Source organism: Ruegeria sp. BC8, assembly GCF_056535705.1.
The window spans coordinates 2,714,753-2,728,170 of sequence record NZ_JBQFIV010000001.1 but is presented as its reverse complement, the minus strand read 5'-3'; the positions used below and the strand labels follow the sequence as shown (position 1 = coordinate 2,728,170).

Sequence of the window (13,418 nt, the reverse complement as noted above, 5' to 3'; positions counted from 1 at the left end):
GTACCGCGCAGCAATATGACCGAACAAAGACTCAAGGCCGCAGCGGTCGAGCTTGAGGCAACTTTTCTAGCCGAAATGCTGAAAGCCGCAGGCCTGGGCAAGGCGCGGCAGGCTTTCGGAGGTGGCGCGGGCGAAGACCAGTTCTCGTCTTTCCTGCTGCAGGAGCAGGCCAGGCAATTGGCCCGATCCGGCGGGATCGGACTGTCGGAAACCCTATTCAATGCAATGATGGAGAAGACCGATGCCGACTGAGCACAAGCAAGGACTGATTAAGGCTCTCGAGGAGGTTCTCGATCTCGAGCGCAGGGCTTTGGTCGAAGGGGACCTGGATCAGCTGGGCCAGATGATGCCGCAGAAGGAAAAACTGATCGGCGCACTCAACGAGATGCAGGTGCACGACAGTGACGACTTGATTCGGCTGCACAAGAAGGTCGAGCGAAATCAAGGCCTGCTGAACAGCGCGGCCGAAGGGATTCGGGCGGTCATGAACCGGATGGCTGAACTCAGAAAAATCCGGCAGGAGTTCACGACCTATGACGCGGCCGGGCAACGCAATGGCTTTGCCGTCCGTCAGGATCCCAAGCTGGAAAAACGTGCCTAGCGGCGGGTTTGATTCAAATCCGTCTTTTTCGGTCGGACCGCCTTAGCACTCCGTTAGGAGATCAGGCCCAAAAGTGGTCCCGCACCTCGAAAGAAGGTGGCGCGAGCACTGATCGGTAGCTCGCACAGGTCAGAACGACAACACGTCCGCCAATGATGGTCGGGCGTCACTGGGCGAAGAAGGCCCGAATGGAAAAGGATGAAAAACATGTCCAGCATTCTGACAAACAACGGCGCGATGGTTGCGCTGCAGACCCTGAAATCGGTCAACAAGAACCTTGCAGCAACCCAGAACGCGATTTCGACGGGTAAGGATGTCGCAACGGCCAAGGACAACTCGGCCGTATGGGCGATTTCCAAGGTGATGGAGTCCGACGTCAACGGTTTTAACGCGATCAAGGATAGCCTGGCACTGGGTGAATCGACTGTCGCCGTGGCCCGGAACGCTTCGGAAACCGTGACCGACCTGCTGACCCAGATGAAGAACAAGATCGTCGCCGCGCAGGAGGACAACGTCGACCGCGGCAAGATCAATGATGACGTAGCCGCCCTGCGGGACCAGATCGCATCGGTTGTCGGTGCCGCACAGTTCAACGGCCTCAATCTTGTGGACGGGTCAGCGGGCACCGCATCGATCCTGTCGTCGCTGGATCGGGACAGCGCTGGCAACGTGACCGCGTCGTCGATTTCGGTGGCCACCCAGGACCTGTCGACCGGTGGATATGCCAGCAAGGGCGTTCTGGCCGGCTCGGACAACGCGACCACTGACAATGACGCCGCCGGGTTCACAATGGACAAGTCCGGCGGGTCCGGTGACATCGTGATCGACAGTTCGACCGACAACTTCGCCGTCGGCGACAAAGTGTCGATCACCATCGGGGACAAAGTTGCTTCGTATACCGTGCAGGCCAGCGATCTGGACCCTTCTGGAACCTATGACTCTGCCTACACAGATGCCATCGTGGCAGTGGGGCTGAAGAACCAGATCGACGCGCTTGGGATCACCGGTGTAGCGATCGACTATGACTCCAGCGCGCCGGGCACCCTGTCCTTCGTGACCGGGACCGCAACCGCTGGTGCTGACGCAGATCGCGACGTAACCGTTTCGGCCCAGTTCACCAATGCCGGTTCTGGCGGTCTTGGCGCGCTGTCGTCGATTGACGTTTCGACCAGCGCCGGCGCTGCCGCAGCACTGGGCACGATCGAAACCTTGATCGACACTGCGATTGACGCGTCGGCCGCGTTCGGTTCGGCGCAAGGGCGGATCGAGACGCAGAAGGAGTTCATCTCGAACCTGACTGACTCTTTCAAATCCGGCATCGGCTCGCTGGTGGACGCCGATATGGAAGAGACTTCGGCCCGTCTACAGGCCCTGCAGGTACAGCAGCAATTGGCGACACAATCGCTGTCGATCGCCAACCAGGCCCCGCAGTCGATCCTGTCGCTGTTCCGCTAAGGCGGAAACTTGGTCGGGGCGTGACCAACGCGCCCCGACCGTGACTGCAAACACGACGGCCTTTTGAAAGGATTTCAAGTGACCCCGCAAACGCTTGCCCAACGGGCATATGCTCAGTCCGCCGCTCCGACGCGAACCCCGCGTGATACCGAATATGAGGCGATTTCAAAGATCACGCATCGGCTCAAGGCAGCGGCCGCGCGCAAAGCCTCGGATTTCGCGGGCTTTGTTCAGGCCCTGCATGAAAACCGCCGCTTGTGGTCCGTTCTGGCCAACGGCGTCGTGGATTCGGACAATGCACTGCCGAATGAGCTGCGCGCGCGGATCTTCTATCTGGCCGAGTTCACCGAGCAGCACACGGGCCGGGTGCTGGCCAGCAAGGCTGGGGTCGAGCCGCTGCTTGAAATCAATCTGGCGGTTTTGCGCGGGCTGCGTCAGCGGGGGACCGCGTAATGGGCGGGCTGGTTCTGAAGCTGGCGCCGAAAGAGCGGGTTTTGATCAATGGCGTAGTGATTGAGAACGGCGATCGGCGGACCCGCTTTTCAATCATGACGCCCGAGGCAAATGTCCTTCGGTTGCGCGACGCGATACATCCCGACGAAGTGACAACCCCGGTCCGGCGCGTGTGTTACGCGGCCCAGCTGGTCCTGTCCGGAGATCTGGAAGCCGGAGACGCAAAACAACAGCTGCTGCGACGGATCGAGGAACTGAGCCAGGTCTTCACGGATGTCGACAGTCGCCGGGTCCTGGCACAGGCGACCGAAGCCCTGGTGACCGAGCAGTACTACAAATGCCTGAAGGCGCTTCGATCGTTGCTGCCGCGCGAAGAGCGTCTGATGGCCTATCGGCAATGACATTCCTCCCGGTCATTCCAACTGGGGGTATCGTGGGGTGGCGTTTTTTGCAGCGCACCTATGACGCCCAGTTGCAGGCCTTTTCCACCTCGGCGGTCAATGACCGGGACACGCAGTATTTTGTGGAAAACATCCGAAACGTCCGATCGGCAGAAGATCTGGTCTCTGACCGGCGACTGCTGCAGGTCGCGTTGGGCGCGTTCGGATTGGAAGGTGACCTGGACAATCGGTACTTCATTCAAAAGGTCTTGTCAGACGGTACGAGTTCGGATGACGCCCTTGCGAACCGGCTTGCTGACAGCAGATATCGGGAGTTTTCTGAAGCATTCGGCTTGGGTCCGGGCGAAGTTCGGAAAACCGCACTGATCACTGACATGGACAAGATCGCTCAGAAGAATGTCGTCGCCGGGTTCGAAAGCTCGGTCGGAGAAACCGACGACTCGATGCGGATCGCACTTTTTGCCCAGCACGCTTTGAAAGACCTTGCCGGGCAGTCCGGAAGCGAGACCAAGAAGTGGTACGATCTGATGAGCCTGCCGCCGTTGCGTAGCATGATGGAAACAGCGTTGGGCCTGCCGTCAAGCTTTGGCCAGCTGGATATCGACAAGCAGCTGGACGTATTTCGGGACAAGCTGAGCAGAGTGACCGGTTCGCCGAACCTTTCGCAGTTCGTCGATGCCGATGCAATTGCCGAACTGACGGATACTTATCTCGCCCGAACTCAGATCGCACAGATGCAGAGTTCGATTTCTCCCGCGCAAACTGCGTTGATTTTGCTGGGCGCCGCAAGTTGAACCGTTCGGGCTAAGGTCAGTACCTCGCGCCAGGATCAGAAAGCGCACCAGTGCCGTGCGCAGCTATGAATGGCTATTTGGGATCGGGGGGGCAAGGGTGCCGGATGCTCAGGCATCCAGAACCGTATCAGCGGATGTCTGCAAGGCAAAAGACATCACCGGATGCGAAACGTTGTGCAAGTCGACCGGCCCCAATGGAACGGCCCGGGAACAGGCCGGCTCGATATCTTCGGAAACGACGATCCGATGGCCATTGAGCTTGCCGAACTCGCCCAACCGCGCCGCGACATTGGCTGCATGTCCGATCACCGTGAAATCAAGCCGCTCGCGCGAACCGACATTTCCGTACGTGACACGCCCGAACGATACGCCGATCGAGCAATCGCATTGCCGGTTCTTGTCGGAGCGACGCAGCTCGGCCAATTTCTCGACGATTTCAACGGCACTGCGCTGAGCGTCTGACCGTGCCTTGCCGGGGTCCTCACCTGCCGGGAAAACCGCAAGAACGGCGTCGCCGATGAATTTTAGAACCTCACCGTCGTTGTCGTGGACGATGCCGGACACCGTTTCGAAGAATTCGTTCAACAGGTTGATGTATTCCGTGCGGCCCAGATCCTCTTCCAGGCTGGTCGAGTTGCGCAGGTCACAGAACATGATGGCCGCGTCGATGTCATCGCCGTCGCCGCGACGAATGTCGCCGCCCAAAACGCGGGCCCCGGTTCGTTTGCCCACATAGGTCTCGAGAAGGGCCTGAGAATTCTCGCGCTGCATGAACACCTCATAGTAGCGGGCGATGACGGCCGAGCACTCAAAGACAAGCCCCAGGTTTTCCGTGGTAAAGCCGTTGGGGTGGTCGCAGGTCAACGTCAGGACATTGATACGCCCGTCGGAAAACGGCAGAGGCATTGCCACGTAATCGGTGCCCCCCTTGGCGCGCAGGTCCTCCATGATGGGGAAACTGTTGTGGGGGTTGTCTACGTTCAGCCGTTGCCGAACGCCGCCCAATCCGTTCGAGACATGCCGCAAGGGGCTGTTGATGAACGCGGGGTGGTCGTGAATCTCGTAGGTTGGAATATTGGTCGAAATCTCCTCGGCACCCTTTTCCCAGATGTAGTGCTTGCCTGCGATCAGGGGATGCAGCGACCAGACAAGGATGCTGAGGCGCTGAATGGCGATGCCGTGTTCCAGCATTTTTTCGGCCAGGGTCTTGGTGAAATCTTCCGGTGTTGAGATCGACCCCGCGCCACGCATCAACCAATCGATCAACGGGCCGCTGATGTTGCCGTCTCGCGGTTGGCGCAATTGATTGTCGCCCAGATCGATATGAGTGTAGGCCGCCGGCATGAAGCCGATGTGACCCTGAATGGCTTTGCTTTCAGGCAGGGAATCCTCGTAGGCCCAAACCGAGTTTGCCAACCGTTCATCGCCAATCAGGACATCGTGATAGGTTGCCGTGCCCTTGAACGGGCAGAAGGTCTGCAACTCGGTCTCGCCGCTCAGATCAACGCGCACGTCTTCGCGCGGAACATAAATCGCAGGCGGCAGCCGGGTTTCATACATGACCTTGGCATTCGTGCTTTCAGCCAGAAGGATGTCATCGCGGTAGATGGCAACCCTGCCGTCAAGCGTTTCGATCGAAATTCCGTAGCCGTTCGTATTCCGTGTGGCGTGGACATTCATCGGCCGTCTCCCTTGCCCGGGTCCCTAGAGGATGGGCTTTTGCAGCCCGATTTCCAAGGGGCGCAACACAGAATTTACCGATCGCGATCCACGGCCGAGGTGGTCAGACCATCTGGATCACGTCTTTTTCGATCGCCAGCATATAGCCCTTTTTGGCGATGTTTTTGACCAGCAGCTCGCTGACCATCTGATTGCCCAGCGCGTCCCGCAGCCGTTTGATGCGCGTGGCCCCGGCAGCTTCGTCACAGTCCGATATGTCTCGGCCAGAGATCATGGCTTCGATCTGAACCCCCGACAGCACTTCGTCGTCAAGGCGGGACTCGGCCAGGACGGCCAGTGTTTCCATCGCTGCGGGCGTCAGCTTGAAATCCATGTTGTTCAGGTAGACGGTGTTCTCTTCGCGACTGATCAGCAGCGACGTGACCTGGATTCCCGTGCGCTCGATCTGGGCCATTCGACGGTTCAACGTCACCAGCATCACCAGAAAGACCAAGGCGGCCAACAGCATGGCCGTGGCAAAGATCAGCAGCACGAAGATCACCATCCGGTAGCTGGCCAGCGTGTCGGCAAATGCGGTTCCGGATTGCGCGAGGATCTCCAGCAATCGGATTTCAGCCTGGGTGGTCAGATCACTTTCGACGAACAGCCGCTCGACCCGAGCGTTGAAAGCATTGGCATCGGGCAGGGTCCAGAACAAGAAGGCGGCGGCCGTGATCAGGATCACGACGATTGCGGCGATGCCTGCTCCCACCAGCCGGGTGCCAGACCGCCGCGCCTCAGAAACGGAGATAGAATTTTCCGGCATTGGCCTTCCTTTGATCCAACCCTTCCGGTCCAAAAACGCTGATCACGTTGAGCAACGTCCACCCCGAGGATTTCAGCCTTTTGGCCACCTCTTGCTTGGCTTGCCCCTTTTTGCAGGCGGACACCTGCATCACGCCATAGTGCAGGCGCAGCGGGTCGTCCTGTTTGGCCTTGTAATCGGCATAGCATTCGGCCGCCGAAACGGTGGTGCTCAGCGATATCAACGTCGCAACGACCAGGAAAGAGAGGATCTGTTTCATAGGCTGCATCCTGCGCATGGCTTGGCACGATATTCAATATCTCAAAGGGTTTGCGGCGATGATATCGGATAACACCGGGCCGTTATTGCTTGTCTGTCGGCGGGTGGCCGAAAGCTGTTGCATCAGTTTCGCGGTCAGCCAGTGGCGCCGCGTCCAGCTTTGAAAGGACACTTGTCATGCACCGGAAGTTCATCGCCCTCGTCGTCGCCACCGCAGTCGCCATCACCGGCGTTTCCGCATCCCAGGCCAAGGCGGCCGACGCCCATGATATTCTGGGCGGGTTGGCGGCCATTGCCATCATCGGTGCGGCCGTCAATCACTATAACAAGGAAAAGCGCAAAGAGCGTGTCACCCGGCAGAACAACTATGTCTACCAGCCGCAAAACGTTCGGCCCGATCATATCCGCCCGCTGCCCCGGCGCGTCGCCCGCTACGACCTGCCGCAACGTTGCCTGAAGACCTACAACGGCTATTCGAAGAAACGTCCTTTGCTGGGGCCGAATTGCCTCGAGAAACACTACAAACATGCCGATAGCCTGCCACAACAGTGCAAAGTGGGGTTCTGGGACGGCAAGAAGGTGAAGCGGGCCTACGAACCCGCCTGCCTGCGCCAGAAAGGATACCGCGTGGTTTACCAGTAGTCGGTTTCGAGCAGGAGCAGCGCCGCAGAAGCGCTGTACGGGAAGGGGGCGGCCTGGGTCGCCTCCTTCTTTTTTGTTGCGGTTCGGACCAAAAAGCGGTTTGCCGAGGGGATGACGACTCTGACGTTTGAATTGGAACAGGCGCTGATTGCGCAGGGCTACCCCCGAATAGCCGGTGTAGATGAGGTAGGCCGCGGCCCGTTGGCCGGTCCGGTCGTGGCGGCTGCGGTCATTCTGAATCCGCAAGACATCCCCGACGGTTTGAATGACTCCAAGAAGCTGACGGCGCGAAAGCGGCGCACCCTTGACGAAGATCTGCGCGCCCGGGCCGAGTTTGCCATTGCCGAGGCGTCGGTTGAGGAAATTGATGACCTCAATATCTTGTATGCCTCTCATCTGGCGATGGAGCGCGCCGTCGCCGCCCTGCATCCTGCGCCGGACTACCTGTTGATCGACGGCAATCTGATCCCCAAAGGGCTGACCTTGCCGGCGCAGGCTGTGGTCAAAGGGGACGCGAAGTCAGTCTCGATTGCGGCGGCGTCGATCCTTGCAAAGAATTGGCGCGATCAACTGATGGTGGATTTGGCGCAACAGCATCCGGGCTACGGCTGGGAAACCAATGCGGGCTATCCGTCCAAACAACACCGCGAGGCGCTGCAAAATCTTGGGGTAACCCCACACCATAGACGTTCGTTCAAGCCCGTCCACAATATCTTGTATCAAGAGTAAATCGTAACCCTCTGATTCAAAAAAGAATTTGACGCCGAATCCGGTTTGACTCATCCTAGTCTCAACCAAATGAGCGCAAAAGCGCCGTGGAACTTGAGGCAGAGACATGACAACTACCAAGACAAAGGGCGCATCCGCGCTCCCTTTAAACACGATTCTATCTGGCGACTGCATCGAGGTGATGAACAGTCTGCCCGAGGCGTCAGTTGACCTGATTTTTGCGGATCCGCCGTATAATTTGCAACTGAAAGGACAGTTGCATCGCCCGGACAACAGCCAGGTGGATGCGGTCGATGATCATTGGGACCAGTTCTCGAGCTTTGCCGCCTATGACCAGTTTACCCGCGAGTGGCTGAAGGCCGCGCATCGCCTGCTCAAGCCCAATGGGGCGATCTGGGTGATCGGCTCGTATCATAACATCTTCCGCGTGGGCTCGGCCCTGCAGGATGCGGGCTATTGGATTTTGAACGACGTGATCTGGCGCAAGTCGAACCCGATGCCGAATTTCCGGGGCAAGCGGTTCACCAACGCGCATGAAACGATGATCTGGGCCAGCAAGCGGGAAGGGGCGAAATACACCTTCAACTATGAGGCGCTGAAGGCCTTGAATGAAGGCGTGCAGATGCGCAGCGACTGGGTGCTGCCGATCTGCACGGGCCACGAGCGCCTGAAAGATGAAAATGGTGACAAGGCGCACCCTACGCAAAAGCCCGAGTCGCTGTTGCACAGGGTTCTGGTTGGTTCGACCAATCCGGGTGACGTGGTGCTTGACCCGTTCTTCGGCACCGGAACCACCGGCGCGGTGGCCAAGATGCTGGGCCGCGAGTTCATCGGGATCGAGCGTGAGGACAGCTATCGCAAGGTGGCCGAAAAGCGCATCGCCAAGGTGCGCAAGTTCGACCGTGACGCGCTCGAGGTCAGCGCCAGCAAACGCGCCGAGCCGCGCGTGCCCTTCGGCCAGTTGGTCGAACGCGGAATGCTGCGCCCGGGCGAAGAGCTGTATTCGATGAACCAGCGGCACAAGGCCAAGGTGCGGGCCGACGGCACGCTGGTGGGCGACAACATCAAGGGCTCGATCCATCAGGTGGGCGCGCATCTGGAAAACGCGCCGTCCTGCAATGGCTGGACATACTGGTGCTTCAAGCGCGACGGAAAAACCGTTCCGATCGACGTGCTGCGCCAGCAGATCCGGGCCGAACTGCACAACTGATCACACCAATACCGCCGGTGCCTGTGGCCTGACACATGGTACCAAGCCTTGCCCCGCCGAACCCGGCGGGGTCTTTTGTTTTTGGCCCCGTGATGTTTGGATGGTTCGACCCCATATCCCGCTACATAGCGAGGGAGCATCAGAAATGTCTGATACCACGGCCAGCCAATCCCGGTTTCAGCGGTTTTTCGTGACCACGCCGGACAAATTCAATTTGGACAACAAATACACCGAAGCCGCGCTGGAACGGCACAAGCGCGAGGGGCTGGAACTGGCCGTCCGCGCCCGCTGGATCGCCATGGCGTTGACCGGTGTCCTGCTGGTGTTTCTGAATCCGAACTGGGATGTGATGTGGTATCATTTCATCCTGCTGCTGCTCTGCGGCAACGGCTGGCTGATCCGGCGCGCTGGCCGTGTGGGCCAATCCCGGATCGAGCTTCTGCTGATTTTCGCCGATCTGCTGATCATGACGCTGGGCATGGTCGTTCCCAACCCGTTCAGCGACGATGTGCGCCCGCTGGCGATGCAGTACCGGTTCGACAATTTCCAGTATTTCTTCATCATCCTGGCCGCAGGTACGCTGGCCTATTCCTGGCGCACGGTGATCGCCATGGGCAGCTGGACGGCCCTGATGTGGACGGCGGGCTGGATCGTCGCCTGGTGGGTGGCCACGCCCATCTCTGGCCTCAGCGAAAAGGTTGCCACCGCGTTGCAGGGCTATCCGGCCGTGGCCGAACTGTTGGACCCCAACAGCTTCATGGTTCCGATGCGCGTGCAAGAGGTGATCGTGTTCATGATGGTCGCGGTTACGCTGGGCGTGTCGATGCGGCGGCTCAATCGCCTGTTGATCTCAAATGCCGGACTGGAGCGGGAACGCGCCAACCTGTCGCGATACTTCTCGCCCAACGTGGTCGAGGAGCTGAGCCAGAACGACGAACCGCTCAAGCAGGTGCGCAAGGAAAACATCGCGGTTCTGTTCATCGACATCGTGGGCTTCACGAAATTCGCTGCCGGCCGCGACCCGTATGAGGTGATCGAGGTGCTGCGGGGCTTCCATGCGCGAATGGAGGCCGAGGTGTTCCATCACCACGGAACCTTGGACAAGTATCTGGGCGACGGGCTGATGGCCACGTTCGGCACGCCGGTTCCAACCCCGCTGGACGCGGTCAACGCCCTGTCCTGCGCGCGGTCAATGGCTGACATCATCGACCGTTGGAATCTGGAACGCCGACGGGCAGGCGAGCAGGAGATTCAGGTTGGCATCGGTGTTCACTACGGTCCGGTCGTTCTGGGCGACATCGGGGCCAACCGGCTGGAATTCGCGGTGATCGGAGACGCGGTCAATCTGGCTGCCAAGCTTGAAGCAATGACGCGAAAGATGGGTGCGCGGATTGTCATCAGCGACGCGCTGCGCGAAAAGGCCCTAAGCGAAGCGTCGACGGCTGCCGATCTGATGAACGGGTTCCAGCGCCACGATGCACAGGCGGTTGGCGGCGTCGAGCGGCCGGTCGATATCTGGGCGCTGCGTTGACCGCTCTCAGGACCGTGGCATCGGAAGCATTGCCTTGTTGTACGGCTTCCAGTCCGTGATCTCGGGGTAGTACTGTCGCCGCCAAGCCCGCACCCGCGGGTTCATCACACGCCGCCACAGCGGCGGGACCATCGCCGCGATCGTCATCACCGGATAGCCATAGGGCAGTTGCGGGGCCGCTTCGGCAGGGTGGTTCTGCAGCAGCGGAAACCGCCGGTTGGGCTTGTAATGGTGGTCCGAGTGGCGTTGCAGATTGATTAGCAGCCAGTTCGAGGCCTTGTGCGCGGCGTTCCACGAATGGCGCGGCCGGACATATTCGTACTTGCCGTCGCCCAAGTATTTGCGCGTCAGCCCATAATGCTCGACATAGTTGACCAGCTCCAGCTGCCAGATCGCAGTGCCGGCCTGAACCAGGAACAGCCCCAGCCCCGCCCACCCGCCGAGCAGCAGCGCCAGCGCCAGCATCAATCCCTGCAGCGCCCAATACCGCCAGAACGGGTTCGCCCGGTCCGTCCAGTTCAGCCCCTTGCGCGCCAGCTTGGCCTTTTCGGCCTGAAACGCGGACACCAGGCACTGGCGCAGGACGCGCGGGTAGAAGCGGTGGAACCCTTCGTTGTAGCGCGCGGTCACCGGGTCGCGCGGCGTGCCCACGTAGCGGTGATGCACCAGCAGGTGTTCGGACCGAAAATGCGAATACAGAACCATCGCCAGTAGGATATCACCCAGCCAACGCTCCAGCCGGCCCTTCTGGTGCATCAACTCGTGGCTGTAATTGATGCCGATCGTGCCCGAGATCACGCCCATCCCGAAGAACAGCCCGATCTTTTCCAGCGATGACAGGTGTTCGGCGCGGGTGGCGTACCAGATCAAGCCATAGAGTGTAAGAAACTGGACGGGAACCCAGGCCTTGGTCAGCAGGACGTACCAACGCAGCGCGTCCTCGGGCGTTTCGGGGTCGGCGTTTTCAAGGTTCAGCCCGGTCAACCCGTCCAGCGCTGCAAACAACCACCAGGTGGACAGCGGCACCAGCAGCACCCACCAGCCGCCGGCAAAAGCGGTGAACCAAAGGATCGGGATCAATAGGAACGAAACCCAGAAAGGAAGGGCTGTTTGCCAGCGCGACAGGGTGTCAGTCGGGATCATGGTTCAGGCTCCGAAACTCTGCCGTCAGGATAATCCCGCCCGATCCATTTTCCCAGATGCAGAACTGCCGCGCCACAGATCATGCGCCTTGCGCATCACGGTCGGAAGGTCGCCGGGGCGAAAGGCATGTTTAGGCATCACCACCGACCCCTCGGGGCTCACCTCCGCGGGTACAGCGGCGGTCCAGACGCGCAGGATCAGGTGGAAATGGGTAAAGGTATGGCGCACCTCGGCGGGCAGCAGGGTCCAATCGGCCGGAAAGGGCGGCGCTTCGGCCGCGTCCTCGGCCCAGTCCGAGCCCGGAAAGCCCAGCATCCCGCCCAACAGCCCGGTTTCCGGGCGGCGCTCCAAAAGGATTGCGCCATCGGCGCGCTGTGCAATGTAGACGTGGCCAAGCCGGGTGGGCTTCGGCGCCTTGGGCGTCTTGCGCGGCAGGTCGGCCTGTGTTCCGGCGGTGCGGGCCTGGCACGGATCTCGCAGGGGGCAAATGCCACAGGCCGGAGACTTCGGCGTACAGATCGTGGCGCCCAGATCCATCACCGCCTGGGCATAATCGCCGGGGCGTTCCTCCGGGGTCAGCGCGGCGGCCTTCGCCTTCAGCAGAGGTTTCGATTTCGGCAGCGGGTCGTGGATGTCGTGCAGCCGGGCCATGACCCGCTCGACATTTCCGTCCAGCACGGTTTCGGGCCGGTCAAAGGCGATGGCCGCGATGGCGGCGGCGGTGTAAGGGCCGATGCCGGGCAGCTTCAGCAGCGCATCATGGCTGTTGGGAAAGTGCCCGTCGTGCTGGTCCACCACCGCGCGGGCGCATTTCAGCAGGTTGCGGGCGCGGGCGTAATAGCCCAGCCCGGCCCATTCCGCCATCACCTGGTCATCGGGCGCAGCGGCCAGCGCCCGGACATTCGGCCAACGCGCGGTGAAGCGCAGGAAATAATCCCGCACGGCGGCCACTGTGGTCTGCTGCAACATCACCTCGGACAGCCACACGCGATAGGGGTCGGGCTGCACGCCCGCGGCCCTGTCGGCGGGGCTGACCCGCCACGGCAGATCGCGGGCATGTCGGTCGTACCAGGCAAGCAGGCTGCGGCTCAGGTCGAAAGTGGCGGTGTCACGCAAGTTTTATCCATTTCTCTGTCGGGTTTCGCTGGCGCCCGGATGCACGCCCATTACAATAGCGGCGCAAGAGTTGGAAACCAGATGCAACCAAGACGGTCCACCACCCGCGGGTTCAAACGCACCGCGTCCTTGCTGAGCGATCGGATCCGCAAAGCCGGTGAAAGTCGCGGCTTTGCCGTGTCGCGTCTGTTGACCCATTGGGCCGATATCGTGGGCCCCGACATCGCCGCCATCGCACGGCCGGTCAAGGTGGGCTATGGCAAGGGTGGGCTCGGCGCCACGCTGACCGTGCTGACCACCGGACCTCAGGCCCCGATGCTCGAGATGCAGAAGGACCATCTGCGCGACAAGGTGAATGCCGTCTATGGCTACAGTGCCATAAGCCGCATCCGCATCACCCAGACCGCTCCCACAGGATTTGCCGAGGGGCAGGCCAGTTTCGAGCATCGGCCGAAACAGGCGAAACCCACCATCGCACCGGAAGTCGTTGCCGAGGCAGACAAAGTGACGCGCGAAGTTCACGACCAGGATCTGCGCGCGGCCCTTGAACGACTGGGCCGGAACGTTCTATCCAAACAAAAACGCTGAGAAAGGGCTGAG

Annotated in this window: 16 protein-coding genes; 11 read left to right on the top strand and 5 right to left on the bottom strand. The window is 60.4% G+C overall.

Translation table 11 applies throughout. From position 1 onward, the window contains the following. The first annotated feature begins 15 nt into the window (after positions 1-15). The 6 genes from ACR3EK_RS13770 (at position 16) to ACR3EK_RS13745 (ending at position 3,704) form a co-directional block, all read left to right on the top strand. Positions 16-252: a rod-binding protein gene (locus ACR3EK_RS13770; protein WP_480633641.1), complete on the top strand. Its 237-nt coding sequence runs from the start codon at positions 16-18 to the stop codon at positions 250-252. Further along, positions 242-601 (top strand): flagellar biosynthesis protein FlgN, encoded by a 360-nt coding sequence (locus ACR3EK_RS13765; protein WP_480633640.1) that lies wholly within the window; start codon positions 242-244, stop codon positions 599-601. Before ACR3EK_RS13770 ends, ACR3EK_RS13765 begins: the two co-directional genes overlap by 11 nt. A 207-nt stretch (positions 602-808) precedes the next feature. Beyond that, the gene (locus ACR3EK_RS13760; protein ID WP_170444271.1) at positions 809-2,056 is read left to right on the top strand and encodes a flagellin; all 1,248 of its coding nucleotides are present in this window, start codon (positions 809-811) and stop codon (positions 2,054-2,056) included. 78 nt (positions 2,057-2,134) lie between these two features. After that, on the top strand, positions 2,135-2,509 hold the full coding sequence (gene flaF / locus ACR3EK_RS13755) for a flagellar biosynthesis regulator FlaF (protein WP_480633639.1): 375 nt from the start codon (positions 2,135-2,137) through the stop codon (positions 2,507-2,509). Further along, the gene (flbT, locus tag ACR3EK_RS13750) at positions 2,509-2,910 is read left to right on the top strand and encodes a flagellar biosynthesis repressor FlbT (RefSeq protein WP_170341263.1); all 402 of its coding nucleotides are present in this window, start codon (positions 2,509-2,511) and stop codon (positions 2,908-2,910) included. The genes flaF and flbT overlap by 1 nt, the downstream gene beginning before the upstream one ends. Further along, positions 2,907-3,704 (top strand): DUF1217 domain-containing protein, encoded by a 798-nt coding sequence (locus ACR3EK_RS13745; protein ID WP_170433955.1) that lies wholly within the window; start codon positions 2,907-2,909, stop codon positions 3,702-3,704. The genes flbT and ACR3EK_RS13745 overlap by 4 nt, the downstream gene beginning before the upstream one ends. Before the next feature lie 108 nt (positions 3,705-3,812). On the opposite strand, the gene ACR3EK_RS13740 is transcribed toward ACR3EK_RS13745, so the two are convergent. The 3 genes from ACR3EK_RS13740 to ACR3EK_RS13730 form a co-directional block, all read right to left on the bottom strand. After that, complete coding sequence (locus ACR3EK_RS13740) at positions 3,813-5,384, bottom strand: DUF427 domain-containing protein (RefSeq protein WP_170360768.1); 1,572 nt, start codon at positions 5,382-5,384, stop codon at positions 3,813-3,815. Between the two features lie 103 nt (positions 5,385-5,487). Then, positions 5,488-6,189 carry a winged helix-turn-helix domain-containing protein gene (locus ACR3EK_RS13735; RefSeq protein WP_093964234.1) on the bottom strand — a complete coding sequence of 234 codons (702 nt, stop codon included), beginning with the start codon at positions 6,187-6,189 and terminating at the stop codon, positions 5,488-5,490. Then, entirely contained in the window at positions 6,161-6,448 is a 288-nt protein-coding gene (locus tag ACR3EK_RS13730; protein WP_170433957.1) for a hypothetical protein, read from the bottom strand. Before ACR3EK_RS13730 ends, ACR3EK_RS13735 begins: the two co-directional genes overlap by 29 nt. Before the next feature lie 176 nt (positions 6,449-6,624). Here ACR3EK_RS13730 and ACR3EK_RS13725 point away from each other — a divergent pair, with 176 nt between their 5' ends. From ACR3EK_RS13725 to ACR3EK_RS13710, 4 genes are all read left to right on the top strand, one after another. Then, entirely contained in the window at positions 6,625-7,089 is a 465-nt protein-coding gene (locus ACR3EK_RS13725; protein ID WP_170447665.1) for a hypothetical protein, read from the top strand. A 111-nt stretch (positions 7,090-7,200) separates the two neighbouring features. Then, on the top strand, positions 7,201-7,818 hold the full coding sequence (locus ACR3EK_RS13720; protein WP_480633638.1) for a ribonuclease HII: 618 nt from the start codon (positions 7,201-7,203) through the stop codon (positions 7,816-7,818). A gap of 106 nt (positions 7,819-7,924) precedes the next feature. Then, the gene (locus ACR3EK_RS13715) at positions 7,925-9,028 is read left to right on the top strand and encodes a site-specific DNA-methyltransferase (RefSeq protein WP_170341272.1); all 1,104 of its coding nucleotides are present in this window, start codon (positions 7,925-7,927) and stop codon (positions 9,026-9,028) included. Between the two features lie 145 nt (positions 9,029-9,173). Beyond that, positions 9,174-10,559 (top strand): adenylate/guanylate cyclase domain-containing protein, encoded by a 1,386-nt coding sequence (locus ACR3EK_RS13710; RefSeq protein ID WP_170341274.1) that lies wholly within the window; start codon positions 9,174-9,176, stop codon positions 10,557-10,559. Positions 10,560-10,565: 6 nt separating this feature from the next. Here the strand turns inward: ACR3EK_RS13710 and ACR3EK_RS13705 are convergent, their stop codons facing one another. Both ACR3EK_RS13705 and mutY read right to left on the bottom strand, forming a co-directional pair. After that, positions 10,566-11,702, bottom strand: coding sequence for an alkane 1-monooxygenase (locus ACR3EK_RS13705; RefSeq protein ID WP_480633637.1), 1,137 nt, complete (start codon positions 11,700-11,702; stop codon positions 10,566-10,568). A gap of 24 nt (positions 11,703-11,726) precedes the next feature. Next, positions 11,727-12,818, bottom strand: coding sequence for an A/G-specific adenine glycosylase (mutY, locus tag ACR3EK_RS13700; protein WP_480633636.1), 1,092 nt, complete (start codon positions 12,816-12,818; stop codon positions 11,727-11,729). 81 nt (positions 12,819-12,899) lie between these two features. On the opposite strand from mutY, the gene ACR3EK_RS13695 reads away from it, so the two are divergent. Beyond that, entirely contained in the window at positions 12,900-13,406 is a 507-nt protein-coding gene (locus tag ACR3EK_RS13695) for a DUF721 domain-containing protein (RefSeq protein ID WP_170360780.1), read from the top strand. The last annotated feature ends 12 nt before the right edge of the window (positions 13,407-13,418 follow it).

Excerpts from the sequence above, each read along its gene's own strand:
- ACR3EK_RS13770 (WP_480633641.1), top strand. The coding sequence starts at position 16 with ATGACCGAACAAAGACTCAAGGCCGCAGCGGTCGAGCTTGAGGCAACT.
- ACR3EK_RS13765 (WP_480633640.1), top strand. The coding sequence starts at position 242 with ATGCCGACTGAGCACAAGCAAGGACTGATTAAGGCTCTCGAGGAGGTT.
- ACR3EK_RS13760 (WP_170444271.1), top strand. The coding sequence starts at position 809 with ATGTCCAGCATTCTGACAAACAACGGCGCGATGGTTGCGCTGCAGACC.
- flbT (WP_170341263.1), top strand. The coding sequence starts at position 2,509 with ATGGGCGGGCTGGTTCTGAAGCTGGCGCCGAAAGAGCGGGTTTTGATC.
- ACR3EK_RS13745 (WP_170433955.1), top strand. The coding sequence starts at position 2,907 with ATGACATTCCTCCCGGTCATTCCAACTGGGGGTATCGTGGGGTGGCGT.
- ACR3EK_RS13740 (WP_170360768.1), bottom strand. The coding sequence starts at position 5,384 with ATGAATGTCCACGCCACACGGAATACGAACGGCTACGGAATTTCGATC.
- ACR3EK_RS13735 (WP_093964234.1), bottom strand. The coding sequence starts at position 6,189 with ATGCCGGAAAATTCTATCTCCGTTTCTGAGGCGCGGCGGTCTGGCACC.
- ACR3EK_RS13730 (WP_170433957.1), bottom strand. The coding sequence starts at position 6,448 with ATGAAACAGATCCTCTCTTTCCTGGTCGTTGCGACGTTGATATCGCTG.
- ACR3EK_RS13725 (WP_170447665.1), top strand. The coding sequence starts at position 6,625 with ATGCACCGGAAGTTCATCGCCCTCGTCGTCGCCACCGCAGTCGCCATC.
- ACR3EK_RS13720 (WP_480633638.1), top strand. The coding sequence starts at position 7,201 with ATGACGACTCTGACGTTTGAATTGGAACAGGCGCTGATTGCGCAGGGC.
- ACR3EK_RS13715 (WP_170341272.1), top strand. The coding sequence starts at position 7,925 with ATGACAACTACCAAGACAAAGGGCGCATCCGCGCTCCCTTTAAACACG.
- ACR3EK_RS13710 (WP_170341274.1), top strand. The coding sequence starts at position 9,174 with ATGTCTGATACCACGGCCAGCCAATCCCGGTTTCAGCGGTTTTTCGTG.
- ACR3EK_RS13705 (WP_480633637.1), bottom strand. The coding sequence starts at position 11,702 with ATGATCCCGACTGACACCCTGTCGCGCTGGCAAACAGCCCTTCCTTTC.
- ACR3EK_RS13695 (WP_170360780.1), top strand. The coding sequence starts at position 12,900 with ATGCAACCAAGACGGTCCACCACCCGCGGGTTCAAACGCACCGCGTCC.